We start from the raw sequence: 20,286 nt of genomic DNA, 5'->3' as shown, positions 1-20,286 counted from the left end.
CGCCCGGCCCCCGCCCCCCCCCACTCCTATGTTTCCCTACCTATACCCGACCCGCCCCGGGCACCCAGCCCGTCGGCGTCCTACTGCGCGGCGAGCACAGCTTCTTCCAGCGCAACCCACGCCAGCATGGCGCACTTGACCCGCGCAGGGTAACGCGAGACACCGGAGAAGGCAGCGGCGTCGCCAAGCACTTCCTCATCAGCTTCCACGGTTCCGCGCGAACGCATCACTTCGCGGAAGTTCTCCACCAGGCTCAGCGCCTCCTCCCGGGACATCCCGGCCATCAGATCCGTAAGCACAGAGGCGGACGCCATGGAGATGGAGCAGCCCTGGCCTTCCCAGCTCACGCCATCGACAGTGCCGTCCCCCAGCACCGCGCGCAGGGTGATCTCATCCCCGCAGGTGGGGTTCAGCTGATGGGACTCCCCCGCTGCCGCGCCGGCGGGTGCGTCCTGCAGGCCTTCACCGTGCCGGGTCTTGGCGTGGTCCAGGATGATCTGCTGGTACAGCTGTTCCAAATCCGAGCTCATGGCTACTTCACTCCAAAGAACGGACGCACGCCGGCTACCGCGTCCAGGAACGCGTCGACGTCGTCAGTGGTGTTGTACAGATAGGTACTCGCCCGGGTGGTGGACACCAGGCCCAGCCGGCGGTGCAGCGGCTGCGCGCAGTGGTGGCCCACCCGCACCGCGATTCCCTTGTCATCCAGGAACTGGCCCACGTCGTGGGAGTGCACGCCGGCGACGTCGAACGCCGCCAGGCCAATGCGCTCAACGCCCGACGGCGGACCCACCACACGGATGCCCTCAATGGCTTCCAGCCCGGAGACCAGGCGCTGGCCCAGTTCCATTTCCCACGCATGGATCCGGTCCATGCCGGTTTCCTGCAGGTAGTTCGCGGCCGTGCCCAGCGCCATGGCCTGGGAGATCCGCTGCGTGCCGGCCTCAAAGCGCTGCGGGGCAGGCAGGTACTCGGCGCCGTCCATGGTGACGGTGGTGATCATTGAACCGCCGGTCAGGAACGGCGGCATGGCATTGAGCAGATCGGACTTCCCGTACAGCACACCGATCCCGGTGGGGCCAAGCATCTTGTGTCCGGAAAACGCTGCGAAGTCCACGTCCAGGGCCTTCAGGTCCACCGGCAGGTGCGGCACGGACTGGCAGGCATCAAGCACCACCAGCGCACCGTGCTGCCGGGCCATGGCCACCAGTTTGTCTACCGGGTTGATGGTGCCCAGCACGTTGGAGGCGTGGGTGAAGGAGAGGATCCGGGTGCGCGGGCCGATGATCTGCTCGGCCTCGTCAAGGCGCAGCGCACCGGCGTCGTCCACCGGAATCCAGCGCAGCGTGGCGCCGGTGCGGGCCGCCAGTTCCTGCCACGGAATCAGGTTGGCGTGGTGCTCCATTTCGGTGACCACAATTTCGTCGCCTTCGCCCAGCGCGAAGCGCCGGGCCGCTGCCCCGCCGCGGCCGGCGGTGGCGTTGGAGAAGGAGTAGGTGAGCAGGTTCAGCGCCTCGGTGGCGTTGGAGGTCCAGACGATTTCCTCTGGCCGAGCGCCCACAAAACCGGCGATTGTGGTGCGGGCGTCCTCGAAGACGTCCGTGGCGGCCACCGCGAGGGTGTGCGCACCGCGGTGCACGGCAGAGTTGCGCTGTTCGTAGAACTCCTGCTCCGCTTCGATCACGCTCAGCGGGTTCTGCGACGTGGCACCTGAATCCAGGTACACCAGCGGAGAGCCGTTGACCTGCTGGTCCAGGATCGGGAAGTCGTTGCGGATCCGCAGCACCTCGGCGTTGTCAATCGGCCCGGCGGACGGGCGCAGCGTTGCGGGGGTAGTCACCACGGGCACGTCTGTTACTCCTTGAGCTGGGGCGTCCTGCGCGGGCATTACGCAAGACAAATCTTCCCTAATCATCCCACGCTGGCGTGGCCAAGGCATCTGAGTCTGGCCTAAGTTTGCGTTCACTGTGCGCGATATACCACGAATCGTCCCGCTGTAATTCGAGTAGCGGTCACGGTGTGTCGCATCGGGTTTCGTTAGCAGTTTGGTCCGTAATATTCGTCACATGGGTATCAAACGACGCGTGCGCCGCTGGCGGCGCCACACAACTCAGGCACAGCGGCTGCAGGTTCTTGGGGTGTTCCTGCTCGGCGTCGGCACCGCGATTTTCCTCGGCATGTTTGTGCTGGGCTAGGCCCGGTTCAAGTACGACGGCGGCGCTACGGGTGGGTACTGAATCCGCCTAAGTAGCTCCGCCGCAAAAGGCGGGTAGGCACCCGCGTTAACCTTCTGCCTCCCGCCCGCTAGGTTTCTGCACCAGATCCGTTTGGACCGCACTGGAACTGTGGGTGGGAAACATGCGCAAGAAAATTACCGCTTTGCTGACCGGAGCGGTGCTGGGCGCCGCTTCCCTGATCGGGCTGGCCGCACCAGCCAATGCCATTAGCCCGGGAGTCTCCTTTGCGGCAAACGACCTGCCCACCTGGCAGACCAACGGCATTGTGTGGTCGCTGGCCGAGGCCAACGGGGTTGTCTACGCCGGCGGAACCTTTACCGCCATCCGACCGCCCGGCGTCGGAGCAGGCGGCGCGGGAACCCGCAGCGCCGTGAACTTCGCGGCCTTCGACGCCTACACCGGCAATCCCACCAGCTGCAACCTCTCCGTCACCGGCGGCAGCGCCACGGTGCGGGCCCTGGACGTTTCACCGGACGGACGCACGCTGTACATCGGCGGCAACTTCGGCGCCGTCAACGGCGTCACCACCACCCGGATCGCGGCTGTGAACCTGCCCAGCTGCACGGTGAACACCAGCTTCCGCCCCGGAGGGGTCTCCGCCACGGTCCGCGCCATCGAGGCCACGAATAATGCCGTGTACTTCGGCGGGGACTTCAAGACCGTGGGCGGGACCTCCCGTTCCATGGCCGCAGCCGTCAGCACCACCGGAGCACTGCTGCCCTGGACCGCCAACGGCGACCAGCCGGTGCGCGCCCTGCACGCCCCGCCCGGCAAGAACGTGGTCATTGTGGGCGGGGACTTCCTGACCATGAACGGCTCGGATTCAAAGGCCCTGGCCGTAGTCAACAGCTCCACCGGCGCCAACGTTCGCACCTACCCGAACTTCTTCATTCCCCGCACTTCCGTGGTGAAGTCCATCGACTCGGACGGCACCAGCTTCTACATCGGCAACGAGGGAACCGGCGGCGGTGTGTTCGATGGCCGGGCGCGCTTTGACCTGAACACCTACAACCAGGTCTGGCGGGACACCTGCCTGGGCGCCACGCAGGCGGTCTCCGTCTACAACCGGGCGCTTTACTCCGCCCATCACGCACACGACTGCGCAAGCATGAACGGCTTCACCGACGGCGTCCGGGTCCACCTCAGTGCCCAGGACCTGGACCGGCCCTCCCCCATGCTGCAGTGGAACCCGATCACCAATGACGGGATCGGCGAAGGCATTGGGCCGCGTGCCCTGGTGCACACCACGGCCGGACGCAATGACGTGCTCTGGTCCGGCGGGGAGTTCACCACCATCAACGGCAGGGGCCAGCAGGGCCTGACCCGCTTCGGCCCAGGCCCCGGCACCGCAGGACCCGGGGCACCGCAGTTCGTTGCCGCTGAATCGCTCGCCGCCGGGCAGAACATCATCCGGTGGCAAACCACCTCAGACCCCGACGATTCAAACCTGACCTACAGCATCTACCGCAACGGCGCCTCCACCCCGCTGGGCACCGTCCAGGCTTCCTCGCTCTGGTGGGACCTGCCGCAGGCCTCCTTCACCGACACCACCGCCACGCCGGGAGTCGGCTACTCCTACCGGGTCCGTGCGAATGACCCGGACGGACACGTGGGCCCGCTGTCGGCGCAGGTCTACGTGGTGACCGCCACGACCCCACCCTCCTACGCGGCCGCGGTGCGGGCCGACGGCGCCGCCACCTACTGGCGGCTGGGTGAAGCCTTCAACGCGGCCGGGGACTCCTCGCCCGGAAACCGGATGGGCCTGCCCTACGGCAAACCCGTTATGGCCAACAGCGCCGGAGCCCTCACCGGGGATGCGAACAAGGCCACCACGTTCGACGGCGTGGACGACTTCATCTACGGACCGCAGCTGATTGCCGCACCCGGTGTCTATTCGGTGGAAGCCTGGTTCCGGACCAACACCACCGCGGGCGGAAAGATCATGGGCTTCGGCAACGGGATTCCCCGGCGCGACGCAGCGAATCCACGGCTGAGCAACAACTACGGCCGGCACGTCTATATGACCAACGCCGGGAACCTGATCTTCGGCGAATGGACCGGCGGCGCAGCCCGGACCGTCAAGTCCCCGGCCGCGTACAACGACAACGCCTGGCACCATGTGGTGGCCACGCAGGGTCCGGCCGGCATGGCGCTCTACGTGGACGGGGTGCGGGTGGCCTCGAATACCGTGACCGGCACCCAGACAACAGCCGGCTCCTGGCGGGTCGGCGGGGACCAAATCGGTGCCGGGAACTGGCCCGAGGCTCCCACCAGCCGCTGGTTCAAGGGCAGCATTGACGAGTTCGCCTTCTACCCGTCGGTGCTCTCCCCCGCCCAGGTGACCACGCACAACCAGCTTGGGCGGCGGTAGATCCATGCCGGCAGCCCTTCGTGGGTAGGTCCAGGCTGCCCGGCGCGCGGTGGAGGACGGCAGCACTGTGGTGCGCCGCCCTCACCGCGGGCGCGGCAGTCTCGGCAATACTTCTCTGGCCCTCCCCGGTGGACCGCCCGGTGTACGGGGACGTCCTGAAAGCCCTGGCCTGGCTGCAGGACCGCGGGCTGCCCGTCTGGGTGAGCTACAACGCCGTCGAGCGGCTGGCCAACGTGGCGCTGTTCGTGGTGCCCGGCCTGGTGGCGTCCCTGCTGCTGCCGCGTCGGCAGTGGTGGCTGGCGCTGGTGCTCTGCCTTGGGTTCTCCGCAGTTATGGAACTGGCGCAGCTGTTCCTGCCGGCCAGATCAGCCAGCGGCGATGACATTCTCCTCAACGGCACCGGGGCGCTGATCGGCGTTGGCATCGGTTCTGCGTTCCGGGCCCTTGCCGCGACTGTCCGCCGGAATGGGCGCCGGCGGTCCCGGGCACTGATCTAGCTGACTTTGACGGCCCGGAACTCCACCGGAGTGGCCTCGGCGTAATTGCGGCACAGGGAAAAGTAGCCGCCGCGGTAGCGCCGGTCCGGGGACATCCCCGCCCAGCCCTCGCCGTCGAGCCGTGAGTAACGGATCCCGTCAGGCGCCAGGTCGAGGCGGAAGGACATCCACTCCCCCGCCACGGCGGCCGCGGTTTCCACCATGCCCAGCCGCAGTCCGCCCGCTTCACCGGGGTGGCGCAGCAGCAGCGTCATTTCACCGGTCGGCCGGATCACCAGGTGATAGCCGCCGGAGTCCCCGGGAATCAGGACACGGTAGGGCAGATCCAGTTCCTGGCCGAAGGCCAGGCCGGCGTGCAGCGTGTTGTCCGCCGGCAGGGTGTCCGGCCAGCGCATCTCGAACGCGATGCTGAAGACGTCCCGCTGCACCGGCCCCATGGATCCCATCCGGTAGCTGGTGTTGGCTGGTTCGGTCATCAGCAGGGAGGCGGTGTCCGCATTAATCTGCGGCTGGAAGCCCCAGCCTAGCCCCACCATCCAGGGCAGGTCCCCGGCGGCCCGCAGCCCGTCGGCAAACCTGTCGCTTTTCTCCTGCGGCTCGTCCGCGGCCAGATAGGGCACGTTGGCGCACATCAGCCCGGCAACGCCCAGGCCCAGCAGCCTGTCCCGCAGTTCACGGGTGTGGATCTCCCAGCAGATCACCGGTTTACCGAGGGCGACGACGGCGGTGAGCTCGTCGTCGCGCACCGAATGGTGGATGCCCAGATAGGTGAACTGTTCATGCAGCGCCGGGACCTGGTCCAGCTGGTCCTTGGTGAAGTAGCCCCAGGTGGAGTAGCCGCGCTTGGCTGCGGCGTCCACCTGCCCCGCAAGGGCGGGCTGCTTCCAGATCAGGTGCTCGCGGGAGTTCGGATAGCTGTCCATAAGGTCCAGCAGCTCGGTGGTGTTGGTGCCCTGCTTGTCCTCGATGAAGAGCACGTGGGTGGCGGCCAGCGCGTTCAGGACGTCGGAGAGCAGCGGGATCTTCTCCAGCGGTGCGTTCGGGCCCAGCCACTGCCGGGCGTCCACCCGCAGTTCGGACAGCTCGGCGTAGGTGGTGTCCTTGATGACCAGTTTCTGCCCGGTGGTGCGCAGGGTGTCCAGGTCATGGTGGCAGACCAGTTTTCCGTCCGAGGTGGCGCTGACCGAAATCTCGATCGCCACGGCCCCGGCGTCGGCCGCCCCCTGGTAGGCGGCCATGGTGTGCTCGGGCCAGTTGTCCCAGGAGCCGCGGTGCGCCACCAGGAACGGCGCGGCCGCGAGCACGGACTCAATGGTGTGTGTTTCGGCAGCGGGTTCCTCCGCATTGGCGTCGGAGTCCTCGCCGTTGCCGGAGCAGCCAGCCAGGGCCAGGCCCGCCGCGCCCAGACCGGCGGCGCCAAGGCCAAGTGCCCGCCGCCGGCTGATCCCCGGGACAGTTCCCTTCCCCGGGGAATCGCCGTGCATCATGCGTTCAGGACAGCGTTCCCGGCGCGTCTGCCTTCAAGCGCCGTCAGTGCCCGGCGGAGCATGGTGGAGGACGTGGTTGCCGTGTACGGGAGGTAGACCACCTCAACGTTGATGCGGGCCATGTCCCGTTCCAGCCGTTTGCCCTTTTCGGTGCCCCGCCAGTCATCGCCTTTGAAAAAGACGTTGAATCCCACCTCGGCCCAGGTATCGGCCTTGTTCACGTGCTCATCCACCACGACGTCGTCTACGTAACGGATGCTGCGCACAATCTCCAGCCGCTCCGCCAGCGGAACCACCGGCGTCGTGCCCTTGAGCCGTTCGGACATTTCCGGGGAGGCGACGCCGGCAATCAGATAGTCGCACCGGGTGCGGGCATGACGGAGCAAATTCAGGTGCCCGATGTGAAAAAGGTCGTAAACGCCCGAGGCGTAGCCGATCCGAACCGCCATGTGTTCAACCCCCAGATGGTGTGTGGTACCCGATCATCTTGTGGTGCTTCAGGCAGGCGGTAAAGCGGATTTCGAGGATTCAAGTAGGGCGCCCGTAAACACGAGTACTACCTAGATTTGCAAGGGGTAGCAGGGTTCCCGAATCGGGTAACTCCCACCGTAGGGAGCATCATCGGCCGCCGCTACGCTTCGAGTCAGTTTCGGGCCGCGGGCCCGTCCCCAGTACAACGAGGCGGTTGAGCCGTGCAGAAAAAACTTGCGGCAATTCTTTCCATCGCAGCCCTGTCCGCGACGGCTGTTATCAGTGTTGCCACCCCCGCGTCGGCCCTGTCCCCCGGGGTCGAATTCAACGCGGTTGCCCTGCCCACCTGGCAGACCAACGGAATTGCCTGGACCATCGAGGAAGCCGGCGGCGTGATGTACGTCGGCGGCACCTTCACCCAGATCCGTCCCCCGGGAACGCCGGCTACCACCAACCAGGCCCGCTCCGCGGTCAACTTCGCGGCCTTTGACGCCTACACAGGGAACCCGACGTCGTGCGCCCTGTCCTTTACCGGCGGCACCGGCACCACCGTCCGCGCCATGGATGTCTCCCCCGACGGCCGCAAGCTCTACGTGGGCGGCAACTTCACCAACGTCAACGGCGTTGCCGCGAACCGCCTCGCCGCCATCAACCTGCCCGACTGCACGGTGGATACCGGTTTCCGTCCCGGGAACATCAGCAGCACGGTGCGGGCCGTGGCCGCCACGGCGGACACCGTGTACATCGGCGGCGACTTCGTGACCGTCAACAACCAGTCCCGCCGCTTCTTCGCCGCGGTCAACACCAGCGGGGCGCTGCAGCCCTGGGCTCCCGCCGTGGACAACGTCGGCCGGGCCATCGACGTACCGGAAGGACGCGACGTCGTGCTGATCGGCGGTGACTTCGCCACTGTGAACGAGGCCGATTCCAAGGCCCTGGCCGTGGTGGACAAGGGCACCGGCGCCAGCGTGCGCACCTACCCCACCCGCGAATACATTGCGCGGACCGCGGTGATCAAGGACATCGCCAGCGACGGCGGGAACTTCTACATTGCCGGTGAAGGCACCGGACCCACGTCCTTCGACGGACGGGCCCGGCTGTCCCTGGAGAACAATTACGAGCAGGTCTGGAAGGACGTCTGCCAGGGCGCCACCCAGGCCGTGCTGCCGTACAAGGGCGTGCTGTACTCCGGCCACCACATCCACGACTGCTCCAACATGCCCGGCGGCTTCTCCGACGGCAACCGCAAGCACCTCTCCGCCCAGGACATCAACAACCCGTACCCGTTCCTCGGCTGGAGCCCGGACACCAATGACGGCACCGGCGAAGGAATCGGCCCGCGGGCCATGGCCATGACCAAGGCCGCCTCCAACAACGTCATGTGGGTGGCCGGTGAGTTCACCACCACCAACGGCTCCCCGCAGCAGGGCCTGACCCGCTTCGGACCCGGCCCGGCGTCCGCAGCGCCCAGCGCACCGGCAACCGTGAGCGTCTCCAGCCTGGCCGCCGGGGAGAACACCATCCGCTGGCGCCAGTCCATCGACGATGACGACTCCGAGCTGACGTACAGCATCTACCGCAACGGCTCCTCCACCCCGCTGGGCTCCGTGGCCGGCAGCTCCCGCTGGTTCGACGCCCCGCAGCTGTCCTTCACTGACACCACAGCCCGCCCCGGCACCGCCTACAGCTACCGGGTCCGTGCCAGCGACGGCACCAACCTCAGCGCGCTTTCCGCCCAGGTCTCGGTCACCACGGCAACGGAGACCCAGCCTTACCCGGCGGCAGTCCTGCGCGACGGCGCCACCACCTACTGGCGGCTCGACGACACCAACGCAGGCGCCCCGGCAGACACCTCCGCCGGGAACAACCGCGGCCTGGCCTACGGTCCCCCGCAGATCGCCGGAACCGAAGGCGCCATCCCCGGCAGTACCGCCGCCGTGTTCGACGGCGTCGATGATCAGGTCTCCGGACAACAGCGCCACGCTGCGCCGACCGTCTACACCGCCGAGGCGTGGTTCAAGACCAGCACCACCCGCGGCGGAGAGATCTTCGGCTTCGCCTCCGGACAGCCCAATCGGCGCCTGGACCGCAACTCCTCCGGCACCGTGGACCGCAGCCTGTACATGACCAATGACGGCAAGCTCTCCTTCGCGGTCCTCACCGGCCCGAATGCCTGGGCCACCGCAGGCACGGAAGCCGCCTACAACGACGACGCCTGGCACCACGCGGCGGTCAGCCAGACCGACGCCGGCTGGACGCTGTACGTCGACGGCCAGGCCGTGGCCGGCAGCCAGACCCCGGCGGCTCAGACCCATATCGGCTCCTGGCGGGTGGGCGGAGACAGCCTGAACTTCCGCTGGCCCAACCGTCCCGCCAGCGGCTACCTTGCCGGATCCATTGACGAGTTTGCCGCCTACCCGACGGCGCTCAGCGCCGAGCAGGTGGTGGGCCACTTCGTCGCCGGCGGCGGATCCACCGATCCCGAGCCGGAGCCGGAACCGCAGCCGGAACCGGACACCGCCGCGCCGTCGGCCGTTACCGGCGCCTCGGCCACTGTGGAAGGCACCACCGCCACTCTGGTCTGGGAGGCCGCCACGGACAATGTGGGCGTTACGGGCTACCAGGTGCACCGCTCCACCACGGACGGCTTCGAACCGTCGGAAACCACGCTGCTCACCACAACCGGGCCGTCCGCGCTGTCACACTCTGACGCGGACCTGGCTCCGGGAACCTACTACTACCGGGTGCTAGCCGTGGATGAGGCAGGCAACCAGGGTGCGGCCTCCGCGCAGGCAGCGGCCACCGTGGCCGGGCCTCCGCCGGCTGATCCGGTGACCCTGTCCCTGACACCCACAGCTGACACCTACGTGAACCAGGGGGCACCGAACTCGGTCCTCGGATCCGCCGTCTCCATGGCGTCCCGCGGAAACATGGCGTACACCTCCTACCTGCGGTTCTCCGCCGGCACCGACGTACCGCCGGGGATGCGGCTGACCTCCGCCAGCCTCCGCATGTACACCACCTCGGAGTCAATGGCCGGGTCGGTGGACCAGCACACCATCCACGCGGTGGACGGGGCCTGGGAAGAAACCACCGCCACCTACAACAACCGGCCCTCGCTCGCCGCCGCACTGCTCGGCAACGTGGCGCCGACCGCGATCAACACCCCGTACACCGTGCAGCTGGATACCGCGGCCGTCTCGGCCATGCTCTCCGGCTCAATCGACCTGGGCATCACCAGCGCCGGAACAGACAACGCCTGGTTCTACACCAAGGAAGCGTCCTCCACCCGCCGTCCCGTGCTGACCCTGGTCTTCGAGTAGCGGCAACCTCCGATTAGAAAGCTCCTGCTATGACAACTGGTCTCAAACCAACCCGATCCAAGTGGGTGCCCGGCCTGCTGCTCGTGCCGCTGCTGGGCCTCGGCCTCGCAGCCGGCTGCAGCTCCTCCGATCCGGCCAACGACGCCGCCCCGGCGCCGTCGTCCTCCAAGTCCGGATCGGCGTCGGGCAGCTCCGGCAAGGCAACACCGTCCAAGTCTTCCTCCCCTTCCGCCGATGCGCCGGCCGGGGAGGAAGCGCCGGCTCAGGACCCGGAAACGGTGGTCCAGTCCCCGCTGCCGGCTCCGGAACCGGTGTTCGACGCCGCCCAGCAGCAGTTCCTTGCGGACAAGGTACCGGAAGGCCATGACCCGAACGCCGTGCTGCAGGTGGGTCAGGAACACTGCGAGCAGCTGACCAGTGCCAATGCGCTGGACGGGGAGGCCGTGCTCAGCGAGCTGATCATGAAGCCCGCCAAAGATACCTCCGACGCGATCGCGTCCCTCTGCCCTGAGCTGCTTCCCGTGCTGGAAGCAGCGGCGCTCGGCTTCCCGGACGGTGTATTCGCCGTCGGGGAAGCTGCGCCCTGGGCTGAGGAACCTTCCATTGCACCCGGCACCTACCGTGCCTACGGGTCTTCGGAGGAATGCACCATCGCCGTGTACGCAGGCAGCGGGGAGCTGATCGGCTCCTTCGACGGAACCAAGCCCGTCACCGTTGGAGCGGATGCGGCCCGGGTGGAATCGGCCCAGTGCTATTCCTGGGCCCGCTCGTGATTTTCCGGTCTCAAAACAAATTTCATTAATGCCTATCCTAGGGAAGGGGTAACCAATGGATATGCGCGAACAAATACTCATTCTTCGCCGAAATTGGATGCTCATCGTCTCATTTGCACTAATCGGCGTAATTACGGCAGCGGCAGCATCTGTGCTGATGCCAAAAACCTATACAGCTACAAGCAGCCTTTTTGTGTCCACGCAGAATGTGGAAACGTCTGCCGAACTCCAGCAGGGCAGCGTGTTCGCGCTCGCCCGGGTCCAGTCCTATGTGGGCCTGGCCCGCAAACCGCAGGTCCTTGATCCGGTGATCGAAAACCTTGACCTGAACATGTCCGCGCAGGAACTGGCCAAGACTGTGAAGGCCTCCACATCCCGCAACACCGTTCTGATTGACATCACAGCCACGGATTCTTCACCGGAGATGGCAGCGGATATTGCCAACGGCGTGGTGGCCAGCCTGATCGCCTCGGTTGCTGACCTGGAGCGGCCCACCAACGGCCTGCCCTCCCCCGTCCGTCTCACCTCGGTGGATGCGGCGCAGCCGCCGAGCAGCGCTTCCAGCCCCAACACGGTGCTGAACCTGCTGCTCGGTTTCCTTTACGGGCTGGCTGCCGGGCTGATCGTGGCTGTGCTGCGGCATGTGCTGGACCGGCATGTGCGCAGTGAAGCGGACCTCCGCCGGTCCACCAACCTGCCGCTGCTGGGCGGGATCACCGAGTCCCAGATTCCACGCCATGCCCCCGGTCCGGCAGTGCTGACCGGCTCCGGTACGGATTCTTTCCGGCGGCTGCGGACCAACCTTGAATTCGCTGCCCTGGGACGGCAGATGCGCTCTCTGGTGATCACGTCCTCCCAGGCCGGTGAGGGCAAGAGTACGGTGGCGCTGAATCTGGCGCTGAGCATCGCCCACAGCGGGCAGAGGGTCATGCTGGTGGACGCCGACCTCCGTCTTCCTTCCGTTGCCGAGGCCACCGGGCTGGAGGGGTCCGTGGGGCTGACCACCGTCCTGATCGGCCGCACCACTCTTGAGGAAGCAACCCAGCATTGGGGGTCGGCGGGCCTGTCCGTCCTGACCTCCGGCCCTCTGCCGCCGAACCCCACCGAGCTGCTGGGATCCCAGGCGATGGAAGAGCTGGTGCAGAAGCTGCAAACCGACTACGACGTCATTGTCTTTGACGCTCCCCCGGTCCTTCCGGTTGCCGACGCCGCGATCCTCACCCGCCACACGGACAGTGTGCTCCTGGTGGTTGGCGCCACCCATGTCAGCCAGCACAACCTGTCCAAGTCCGTAGAGCAGCTGACCCTGGCCAAGGCCAACGTGGTAGGCGTGGTGCTGAACCGGATCCCGCGCAGCGGCCCGGATGCCAACACCGCCTACCGCTCCGAGTACGGTGCACCGTCCCTGCACCCGATGGACAACGACGGCGCTCCGGCTTCTCCGGTTGCCGAGGCAGAGGCTGCAATCCTGCGGGAAAGCGAGCGCGCGGTTTCTGCACGGAAGGAGCATGCCGCCCGGGGCGGGACAGTTTCGTAGTTTTCGTGCCCGCCCGGCTACGGTCCGGCGCACACAGCAGAACGCCTCCGGCTTTGTCCGGGGGCGTTTTGTTGTGCGGGGTGGGTTTTGCGGTGCGTGGAACGTGCTGGGGTGTGCTGCCTCGTCCTGGGGCGTGCTGCCTCGTGCGGCTTAGCTCCTGGGTTCCCGTGCGGGTCGCTCTGGCTGTGGGGTTAGCGGTGGGATTTGCGGAGTCCGGCAGGTTCCGGTGCCACGCTTCCCACGGAAAGTTACTGCTGTTACCCAATGAGGTTTCACCAGTCCCACACGTAACTATTCGTGGGAATGGTGGCACGGATCTGCCAGCAGCCAGAGGCCGACAGTTTGAGACCGATGGGCGGGCCCCAACGGCCCAAGGACCCAAGGCCCGACACCCCCGAGGAAGCATAGCCCGCGGACCCGAGGGCCCCAGGACCCACGGCCCAACACCCCGAGGACCCATAGCCCGCGGACCCGAGAGATTAGTCGACGCGCTCCAGCGTCACGTCGCGGGCGCTCGACCGCCGGCCCCGCTTCACAGCAACGGCACCGCACACGCCGGCAATCGCAACAGCAACAGCGAAGCCCCACGCCGACGCCTGAGTGGAGCCGGAGAGCGCCAGGGCAAGCGGAAGGACTAGGGTGAGGGCCGCCAGCACACCTCGCATCAGGGTGGAGAGCTGGTTGGCCTCGGTGGCCCGGAAGTAGGCCAGCAGAATCGTGTACGGAACCATGGCCAGATACTGCACCGCGTAGGGCCAGCGCAGGTCCTCGGCATTCCGCCAGGTCTCGCCCAGCACAAACTCTCCGGCACCTGCAGGCAGCAGCAGGACGGCTCCGCCCCAGCCCACCCCCAGGACCAGGACCACAGCCAGAGCTTCCAGCAGCCGTGCCCGGAAGGCCGGAGTACCGCGGGTGCGGACAAGCTCCGGAATGACGGCCGTCTTCAGGGCACCGAACACGGTATTCAGCGGAGAGAAGAGCAGCTGCGCCGCACGCAGCGCACCGACCCCGGCTGCACCGAGCGGGAAAACCAGCAGATACAGGACGGCAAAGGAGGAGGCGTTGAGCGCAGCGAACTCCCCCGCATAGCGGAAGGCGAAACTGCGGTTCAGCCAAAGCCACCGGACTCCGGCCGGCACGGCGGGAACACATCTTGCCAGCAGGAGACCCAGAATGAGTGCCACGGCGGCACCAGCTCCCCACCACAGCAGCACTTCAGCAAGTCCCGCACCCGCCTGGGCAGCGAGCAGCATCGCGGCAATGGAAATGATGGCCCACGCTCCGTCGATCGCCAGCGCCCTCCCCGGCACACCCTCGCAGATGAACAGGTAGCGGATGCTGTCCTGCAGCAGGACTACGGGAGCGACGCCGGCCATCACCAGCCACAGTGCGGCGTTTTCTTCTCCGGCTGCCGCCGCTCCCACGAGGAGCAGCAGGACGGTCGGCACGGCCACAAGGGCAGTTGCGCCCAGGCTCGCCGCAGCGACTTCACGGGTCAGCTGACCGGTCCGGGAATACCGGACCAGCAGTGTCTCCCCGACCAGGGCGCGCTGGGCCCCCAGGAAGAGCAGCAGCCCGGCGTAGGCGAGGGAAAACTGGCCGAACTGATGCGCCGAAGCAACGTTTGCCGCGATGGCAACCGCCACAAAGTTGGAGACGCTTGAAACACCCTGGTCCGCAAAGGTGACTACGCGCCGCAGTCCGCCCATTCAGCCCAGCCTCAGCAGCTCAGACCGCCACTTCGGCAGGAAGGCTGCGCACATCAGCACATGGGCGGCAGCCAGCACCGCGTAAACGACCAGGAAAACACCCGGCAGCGGCAGCAGGAGGAACGCAAGGCAGGTCATGCCGTAGTCAACCGGAAGCGTGATGACCGACCGGCGCATCATCCGCCGATTCGCCCCGGCAGCCACCCCGCCAGCGGATGCGGTGCTGGCGTCCGCCGGATTGGCGGCCGCAGAACCGGACGTTCCGCTCTGAACCTGAACCGGCTGTGCCGCCTTCACCGCAGCATTCCGGCGCAGCTGGTCCAGCAGGGCACCGCCGAAGAAGATGGTGGAGCTTGCCAGCAGGAACGCCCCCGTGCAGGCGGCCAGCAGCACCGGCTCATGCTCCGTGTTCCGGACCAGGAAGCAAAAGGCTGCAACGTGCATGACGGCAATCCGCCCGTTGTCCAGGATGTGGTCCAGCCACTCCCCGTAGGCGGAACTGCGGCCCTGCAGCCGGGCCAGCTGGCCGTCTGCGGAGTCCAGCACGTACCCCAGGGCCAGCAGCACCCCGACCAGCGCCGATGAAATGCCCGTCCCGGCACCGAACGCCAGCCAAAGCAGGGACCCGTAGGTCAGGACGGCCCCGGCAAAGGTCACATGGTTGGGCCGGACGGGAGTGTTCCGCAGTGCGGCGGCCACTACCCGTCCGGCCGGACGGTTCACCCACAGCAGGTACAGGGGCACGCCCTTGCGGGTTTTCTGCGCCTGTTTCAGCTGCTCGAACGATTCACGGAAGCCCGCCTTCACGGCGGGCTGGGGCAGGGTCCGGCTCATGCTTTTGCTCTTTCTTTGCGGTCGGCCACAGCCGTGAGAATCAGGATGGACAGCGTGAGGATCATCAGCCGCCCCATGGACTGCAGCAGGGATCCGCGCAGCAGGATGAACAGGTAGCCGGCAAAGATGGAGATGCCCAGATAGCCCACCGAACCGCGGCTGAGGATATCCATCCGGAAGCCGGCGTCCAGCCGCCGGGCCAGGAAACCGAGGCCGGCGAACACCACGATCAGGCCGATCAGGCCGAAGTTGATCCAGGCCTCGGCCCAGAGCGGTGCGGAGAGGTTCAGGTTGACGCTGTTCATCCACATGCCAACCTCCACCCCGGTGTCATAGGGCTTGTCCGGCCAGACCACCCGCGGCACCCAGAAGAACAGCGGGCCCAGTGCCTGCTGGCCCCAGGACAGACCGTGGTCCTGAGTGTAACCAAGGGTGTTGGCCAGCATCGTGAACTGGTCATAGTCCTTGGTGGCGATGGTGGTCCAGACCGAATCGAACTGCACGGCCGTCCCGGTGCCGGTTGCCCGGCGGGTCACGTCGGACAGCGGAAACACCAGGATGGAGGCCAGCGCCCCGCCGGCCAGCATCCCGTTGAAGATGCCCTTGCGGCCGCGGATGAGCGGCAGCAGAAGCCCAAAGAGCACGGCGAGCGTCCAGTACCGCGAATTGGAGATGGGATTGTTGACGATCACGTTCATGATCACCAGCACCGCGGTGAGGAAACCGTCGACGGCGGCAAGCGGACGCTGCCGGTTCCGCCACACATGGATGTAGAAGATCAGGGCGGTCAGGCAGGCTACGGAGCCGGCAGCGGAAATGATCGCCCGCAGTGCCTGCCCGCTGTCAGGGTTGATCGCGTCCAGCGCCTCACTGGTCTCTTCCCGGCTGAGGAAGAACACGCTCAGACCACCCACCTGCGCGATGTAGACCAGCGCAGCACCAATGGCGGCAACGGAGAAGTAGCGCAGCGTCTGCAGGCTGCGCAGTTTCCTAAACCGCGGCGGTGCCTGCCGCCGGTGCCGCAGCCGCACATGGTAGGCGGCGTCGAAGCAGAGGCACCCGAGCAGGGTCAGGAAACTGGCCAGCGTCAGCAGGCCCTCATCTACCTGGATGGCAAGGGCGGTGGAGCGGCCCGTGGTCAGCTGGGCGAGCGGCGCCAGTCCCATGCCGGTGTAGACGAAGATCCAGAACACCCCGGCCACCGGCCGGATGTCCGACTGCCAGAGCAGGGTCGAGATCTTGACCGCGGCATACAGGGCAACGGCATAGCGGATCAGGAAATCGGTATCCGTGTAGAGAACTTCGGCCGCGCCGCGGGCCAGCAGTGGCAGCACCACGGCAAAGATCAGGAACGCGACGAGGGCGGCGGCCGAACGCAGGCCACGCTTGGGCTCCGGCTCCAGAAGGACAGGCCGCAGGTCCAGGGCCTCCAGGGTGTTCTTCATTGTGCGTTCCTTTCAGCCCGTCGCTGCGTACCGCGGCTGGCGCCGGTGAGGACCCGGTACTGCCCCAGCAGTTCCTCCGCCAGCCGTTCCGCGGACCAGACGCTGCGGTGCACCCGCCTGGCGTTGGACCCGAGGACACTTCGCGCGGACGCGTCCGCCGCCAGTTTGCGCATGGCTTCGGCCAGCGCGCCGGCAGCCGGTTCGCTCAGGACCGCGGCGCCTGCTTCGTGCAGCTCAGCGGCCAGGCCGCACTCGGTGCTGACGATGAGCGGCACACCCAGCGCCGCTGCCTCGATCACGGCCATTGGATAGGGCTCGTTCAGGGAGGGCAGCACAAACGCCGTGCAGCGCACCATCGCCGCCTGGACCTCGTCCGGAGACAGTTCCCCGGCGAGCTCGAAGCGGTCCGCGTATCCGGAGGCTGCAATCAGCGCCCGGACCTTCCCGGCCTCTCCCTGGTCCGGTCCGGCGAGGACAAAACGGGCGTCCAGTCCGGCGTCGAGCGCTTCGATCGCTGCCTGCACAAACACCGCGGGCTGTTTGCGCACGGCCAGCCGCGCCGCGAAGAGGAACACCTGCTTCTCCGGATCCTCCCACTGCATTCCCGGCTCAGGCACGGCATTGACCACGCGGCGCATGCGGCCGCGCCGCACACCAAGATCCCGCAGGCCGTCTTCCTCCTGCGCAGTCAGCGTGAGCCAGAGGTCCGGGATCCGCACCATCCGCCTGGTGATGAGCCGGTCGAACAGCCGGACCGGCAGGGCATCCGACGGCGTCAGCATCCCGTGGGACTGGGCCACCACAGCGGCGCCGCGGCGGCGCAGCAGCAGGGTGGAAGCGGTGGTGATGAAGTCGCGGCTCAGGTGGACATGCACGACGTCGGCACTCCGGGCCCGCGCGAAGGCGAACCGGGGCAGAGCCAGGCTTACCAGCCCGCGCAGCCGCGCTCCCGGAAAGGGGCGGCGGACGCGGAAATACCGCAGCTGCGCTCCCCCCGGTACCGTTGCCGGAGCTGGGGACGGGCCCAGCCAGCCGCCGGCCAGCTCGACGGCGGCGCCGGCCGCTGCCAGCGCTCCGCTCTGCATCCGGGCCACCGCCCAGACGCCGCCGGCCGCTGCGCCGGGGCCGGCGAGTCCGCCGAGCTGCAGCACCCGCAGCGGGCGGTCCTGCGAATCCCCGGCGCTAGCCACGGCCGGGTTCCTTTCCCGGTTCAGTCGAAGCAACCGCAGCGGACGCAGCAGCCGGAGCGGACTGCCCGTGCCCGTCCGCCTGCTCCTGTGCCTGCCGGGCGAGTTCCCGGCTCTTCAGCCCGATCTGCCAGTAATAGGTGGACAGTGCCAGGGCGTAGTCGAACCCGGCACGGCCATCCAGGAACCCCCGGCGCAGCACGTAGCTGTAGAGGAAGAACACCAGGGGCTTGAAGGGGACGGCATCGAACCGCCGTCCCTGCCTGCTCTTGGATTCACGCACATCGCTGCGGGTTTCCGGGTGGTTCCGCAGGTACGCCTCCCAGTCGGAATAGCGGTTGTGGCGGTCGAACCAGGTCCGCACCGGGTCGGCGTCGTTGTGCACCAGGAGCGCGCTGGTTCGGCCAACCGGACCGCTGGGACGCGGCTGGTAGTGGGCTTCCACTTCCCCCATGCCCGGCAGATGCAGCAGGTCGATGTTCCGGAACGCGTTGGCGCCGCGGAGCAGGAAGGACCGCTTCACCACACGGTGCCCGTGCTCCAGCTGGGTGCCGGCGAACCAGTAGGCGATCGGCAGGTCGAAAGCCACCCGCTCCTCGGCGGGGTCTTCGGCGATCGCGGCCAGTTCGCGGACCAGTTCCGGCGTCGGGTACTCGTCAGCGTCCAGCATCAGGATCCAGTCGTGCCGGGTTTCAACGTGCTCCAGCTGCCACTGTTTCTTCTGCGGGAAAGATCCGTTCCAGGTGAAGTTGACGACCCGCGCGCCCGCTTCCTCTGCCAGCGCGGCAGTGCGGTCCGTGCTGTTGGAATCAACAACAATTACCTCATCGAAATCAGTGAGTGCCGCCAGGCACTGCTTAATTCCCTTTTCCTCGTTCTTCGTCTGGATCAAAACCGAGATAGGTATTTTATTCACGTACTTCCCCCCTGAAGCAGGTAATTTTTCTGGCAATTAAATCTATTCCGGGCACGAAGCCTGGCTTAGGGTTGAGGAATGCCTAGCAGACACGCCTCTCACCGTTCTTCCCGAACTCACCGCCGCCGCAGGCCGCGCATTGTGGCTTTTGCTGCGCTGGTCCTGGCTGCGCTGCTGCTTACGCTTTACGCCCTGGCCCAGTCCGGTGCCGCAACCGGCGTGGCCCCGGAGGAAACCGCCCCGGAGCCCTCCGCCGCTGCCACCGCGCAGACGGCCGCCGTGCCGCGCATCGAGATCCTCGGAGACTCCTACGTGGGAGGCTCCGCGGAAGGCGGCAAGGGCGCTGCGAACTGGACTTCCCTGGTGGGCACCCGGTTCAACGCCAGCGAGACCCGCGTTGAAATCAACCCGGTGGCCCAGCCGAACTCCGGCTACATCGCCCGCGGCGTCACCGGACTGGTGTTCCGTGAAGCCGCCACCCAGCGCCTGAGCGCGGAAGCCGACGTCGTACTGGTCTTCGGCAGCCGCAACGACGGCCGCCAGAGTGACGCCGCCATGTACGAGGCAGCCCGCACGCTGTACACGGACCTGCGGACCCTCGCCCCGAAGGCGGAGATCATTGTGGTGGGTCCGGTGTGGGTAGACGAGTTCGTGCCGGACTTCATCGCCGCCAACAACCAGGCCATGGCCCGTGCTGCGGCGGACACCAAGGTCCGCTACGTGGACGCCGTCGCTGAAGGCTGGTTCACCGGCACGGACGGCACACTGATCGGCCTGGACGGTGTCCACCCCACCGATGCCGGCCACGTGTACCTGGCGGACAAGATCTACCCGCTCCTCGCGGAGACCGTGGCGGGGCTGGCCCGGTAGCCCTGCCGGGTTCACGGCCGGCCCGCTGTGCCGGGCCCGGGCGCCTCGTCCGGGAACCGGTCGCCCAGTTCCTCCGGCACAGCGGCGGCACCGTAGACCCGGTTCTCCCCCACGGTCCCCTTGACCACGGTCATTGGCTGGATGACGGCTGACCGGCCGATCCGGGAACCGCCCAGCACCATGCAGCGGGACGTAACCCAGGCGCCGTCGTCAATCCGGATGGGACTGGTGACCAGGCCCATGTCGGTACGGACCCGGTGGCTTCCGGTGGTCAGGAAGCTCTCCTGGGAGATCACGACGTCCGCACCGATCCAAACGTGGTCCTGGTTGTGGAACCACACGCCCTCCCCGATCCAGGACCGCGGACCAATGTGCAGTTTCCACGGAGACTTGACCCGGGTGCGGGGACGGAAGATCACGCCGTCGGCGATCTCCGCGCCAAAGGCCCGGAGCACCGCGACGCGCAGGCGGGAGCTGATCTGCCACGGGTTGGTGACGAAGATCAGTTCGCAGGCGGACCACAGGTAGACAACGGGCTTCGGGCGGCCCCAGGACTCTCCGGACCCGGGCGCCCTGGACAGATCAATGACAGCCGGACCGGGGGGGGGGGGGGGCGGGCCGGGCCCCGC

General features: G+C 67.1%; 17 protein-coding genes. 7 read left to right on the top strand and 10 right to left on the bottom strand.

Features of this window, described 5'->3' with window-relative positions; genetic code table 11:
* Nucleotides 1-80: 80 nt before the first annotated feature.
* Together sufU and TVC13_RS15955 are read right to left on the bottom strand one after the other, a co-directional pair.
* Nucleotides 81-530 (bottom strand): Fe-S cluster assembly sulfur transfer protein SufU, encoded by a 450-nt coding sequence (gene sufU / locus TVC13_RS15960; protein ID WP_422402140.1) that lies wholly within the window; start codon nucleotides 528-530, stop codon nucleotides 81-83.
* 2 nt (nucleotides 531-532) lie between these two features.
* Nucleotides 533-1,849 carry an aminotransferase class V-fold PLP-dependent enzyme gene (locus tag TVC13_RS15955; RefSeq protein WP_422402139.1) on the bottom strand — a complete coding sequence of 439 codons (1,317 nt, stop codon included), beginning with the start codon at nucleotides 1,847-1,849 and terminating at the stop codon, nucleotides 533-535.
* Nucleotides 1,850-2,066: 217 nt separating this feature from the next.
* On the opposite strand from TVC13_RS15955, the gene TVC13_RS15950 reads away from it, so the two are divergent.
* The 3 genes from TVC13_RS15950 (at nucleotide 2,067) to TVC13_RS15940 (ending at nucleotide 5,105) form a co-directional block, all read left to right on the top strand.
* On the top strand, nucleotides 2,067-2,195 hold the full coding sequence (locus TVC13_RS15950; protein ID WP_422402138.1) for a hypothetical protein: 129 nt from the start codon (nucleotides 2,067-2,069) through the stop codon (nucleotides 2,193-2,195).
* Nucleotides 2,196-2,358: 163 nt separating this feature from the next.
* Nucleotides 2,359-4,608: a LamG-like jellyroll fold domain-containing protein gene (locus tag TVC13_RS15945; protein ID WP_422402137.1), complete on the top strand. Its 2,250-nt coding sequence runs from the start codon at nucleotides 2,359-2,361 to the stop codon at nucleotides 4,606-4,608.
* 20 nt (nucleotides 4,609-4,628) lie between these two features.
* Entirely contained in the window at nucleotides 4,629-5,105 is a 477-nt protein-coding gene (locus tag TVC13_RS15940) for a VanZ family protein (protein ID WP_422402136.1), read from the top strand.
* On the opposite strand, the gene TVC13_RS15935 is transcribed toward TVC13_RS15940, so the two are convergent.
* Both TVC13_RS15935 and TVC13_RS15930 read right to left on the bottom strand, forming a co-directional pair.
* Entirely contained in the window at nucleotides 5,102-6,592 is a 1,491-nt protein-coding gene (locus tag TVC13_RS15935) for a glycerophosphodiester phosphodiesterase (RefSeq protein ID WP_422402135.1), read from the bottom strand. The genes TVC13_RS15940 and TVC13_RS15935 overlap by 4 nt on opposite strands.
* Entirely contained in the window at nucleotides 6,589-7,041 is a 453-nt protein-coding gene (locus tag TVC13_RS15930) for an adenylyltransferase/cytidyltransferase family protein (RefSeq protein WP_422402134.1), read from the bottom strand. Before TVC13_RS15930 ends, TVC13_RS15935 begins: the two co-directional genes overlap by 4 nt.
* A 243-nt stretch (nucleotides 7,042-7,284) precedes the next feature.
* On the opposite strand from TVC13_RS15930, the gene TVC13_RS15925 reads away from it, so the two are divergent.
* From TVC13_RS15925 to TVC13_RS15915, 3 genes are read left to right on the top strand one after another with little or no spacing between them, the layout of a single operon-like run.
* A complete protein-coding gene (locus TVC13_RS15925) occupies nucleotides 7,285-10,386 on the top strand; it encodes a DNRLRE domain-containing protein (protein WP_422402133.1) in 3,102 nt (1,033 codons plus the stop codon).
* 29 nt (nucleotides 10,387-10,415) lie between these two features.
* A complete protein-coding gene (locus TVC13_RS15920) occupies nucleotides 10,416-11,159 on the top strand; it encodes a hypothetical protein (RefSeq protein WP_422402132.1) in 744 nt (247 codons plus the stop codon).
* Between the two features lie 55 nt (nucleotides 11,160-11,214).
* Nucleotides 11,215-12,696, top strand: coding sequence for a polysaccharide biosynthesis tyrosine autokinase (locus TVC13_RS15915; RefSeq protein WP_422402131.1), 1,482 nt, complete (start codon nucleotides 11,215-11,217; stop codon nucleotides 12,694-12,696).
* Between the two features lie 479 nt (nucleotides 12,697-13,175).
* On the opposite strand, the gene TVC13_RS15910 is transcribed toward TVC13_RS15915, so the two are convergent.
* From TVC13_RS15910 to TVC13_RS15890, 5 genes are read right to left on the bottom strand one after another with little or no spacing between them, the layout of a single operon-like run.
* The gene (locus TVC13_RS15910) at nucleotides 13,176-14,405 is read right to left on the bottom strand and encodes a hypothetical protein (RefSeq protein ID WP_422402130.1); all 1,230 of its coding nucleotides are present in this window, start codon (nucleotides 14,403-14,405) and stop codon (nucleotides 13,176-13,178) included.
* Nucleotides 14,406-15,239, bottom strand: coding sequence for a CDP-alcohol phosphatidyltransferase family protein (locus TVC13_RS15905; RefSeq protein WP_422402129.1), 834 nt, complete (start codon nucleotides 15,237-15,239; stop codon nucleotides 14,406-14,408).
* Nucleotides 15,236-16,684: an O-antigen polymerase gene (locus TVC13_RS15900; RefSeq protein ID WP_422402128.1), complete on the bottom strand. Its 1,449-nt coding sequence runs from the start codon at nucleotides 16,682-16,684 to the stop codon at nucleotides 15,236-15,238. The genes TVC13_RS15905 and TVC13_RS15900 overlap by 4 nt, the downstream gene beginning before the upstream one ends.
* Nucleotides 16,681-17,874, bottom strand: a complete 1,194-nt coding sequence (locus TVC13_RS15895) for a glycosyltransferase (protein ID WP_422402127.1) — start codon at nucleotides 17,872-17,874, stop codon at nucleotides 16,681-16,683. The genes TVC13_RS15900 and TVC13_RS15895 overlap by 4 nt, the downstream gene beginning before the upstream one ends.
* A complete protein-coding gene (locus tag TVC13_RS15890; RefSeq protein ID WP_422402126.1) occupies nucleotides 17,867-18,787 on the bottom strand; it encodes a glycosyltransferase family 2 protein in 921 nt (306 codons plus the stop codon). The genes TVC13_RS15895 and TVC13_RS15890 overlap by 8 nt, the downstream gene beginning before the upstream one ends.
* A 141-nt stretch (nucleotides 18,788-18,928) precedes the next feature.
* On the opposite strand from TVC13_RS15890, the gene TVC13_RS15885 reads away from it, so the two are divergent.
* Nucleotides 18,929-19,657: an SGNH/GDSL hydrolase family protein gene (locus TVC13_RS15885; protein ID WP_422402125.1), complete on the top strand. Its 729-nt coding sequence runs from the start codon at nucleotides 18,929-18,931 to the stop codon at nucleotides 19,655-19,657.
* A gap of 11 nt (nucleotides 19,658-19,668) precedes the next feature.
* Here the strand turns inward: TVC13_RS15885 and TVC13_RS15880 are convergent, their stop codons facing one another.
* The gene (locus tag TVC13_RS15880) at nucleotides 19,669-20,238 is read right to left on the bottom strand and encodes an acetyltransferase (protein WP_422402141.1); all 570 of its coding nucleotides are present in this window, start codon (nucleotides 20,236-20,238) and stop codon (nucleotides 19,669-19,671) included.
* Between the last annotated feature and the right edge of the window lie 48 nt (nucleotides 20,239-20,286).

Source organism: Arthrobacter sp. 3Tela_A, from assembly GCF_049311025.1.
GTDB lineage: Bacteria > Actinomycetota > Actinomycetes > Actinomycetales > Micrococcaceae > Arthrobacter_B.
This window is presented reverse-complemented; position numbering and strand designations above follow the sequence as displayed.

Coding starts and splice junctions, on each gene's coding strand:
- sufU (WP_422402140.1), bottom strand. CDS start 530: ATGAGCTCGGATTTGGAACAGCTGTACCAGCAGATCATCCTGGACCAC.
- TVC13_RS15950 (WP_422402138.1), top strand. CDS start 2,067: ATGGGTATCAAACGACGCGTGCGCCGCTGGCGGCGCCACACAACTCAG.
- TVC13_RS15945 (WP_422402137.1), top strand. CDS start 2,359: ATGCGCAAGAAAATTACCGCTTTGCTGACCGGAGCGGTGCTGGGCGCC.
- TVC13_RS15935 (WP_422402135.1), bottom strand. CDS start 6,592: ATGATGCACGGCGATTCCCCGGGGAAGGGAACTGTCCCGGGGATCAGC.
- TVC13_RS15930 (WP_422402134.1), bottom strand. CDS start 7,041: ATGGCGGTTCGGATCGGCTACGCCTCGGGCGTTTACGACCTTTTTCAC.
- TVC13_RS15920 (WP_422402132.1), top strand. CDS start 10,416: ATGACAACTGGTCTCAAACCAACCCGATCCAAGTGGGTGCCCGGCCTG.
- TVC13_RS15915 (WP_422402131.1), top strand. CDS start 11,215: ATGGATATGCGCGAACAAATACTCATTCTTCGCCGAAATTGGATGCTC.
- TVC13_RS15910 (WP_422402130.1), bottom strand. CDS start 14,405: ATGGGCGGACTGCGGCGCGTAGTCACCTTTGCGGACCAGGGTGTTTCA.
- TVC13_RS15905 (WP_422402129.1), bottom strand. CDS start 15,239: ATGAGCCGGACCCTGCCCCAGCCCGCCGTGAAGGCGGGCTTCCGTGAA.
- TVC13_RS15900 (WP_422402128.1), bottom strand. CDS start 16,684: ATGAAGAACACCCTGGAGGCCCTGGACCTGCGGCCTGTCCTTCTGGAG.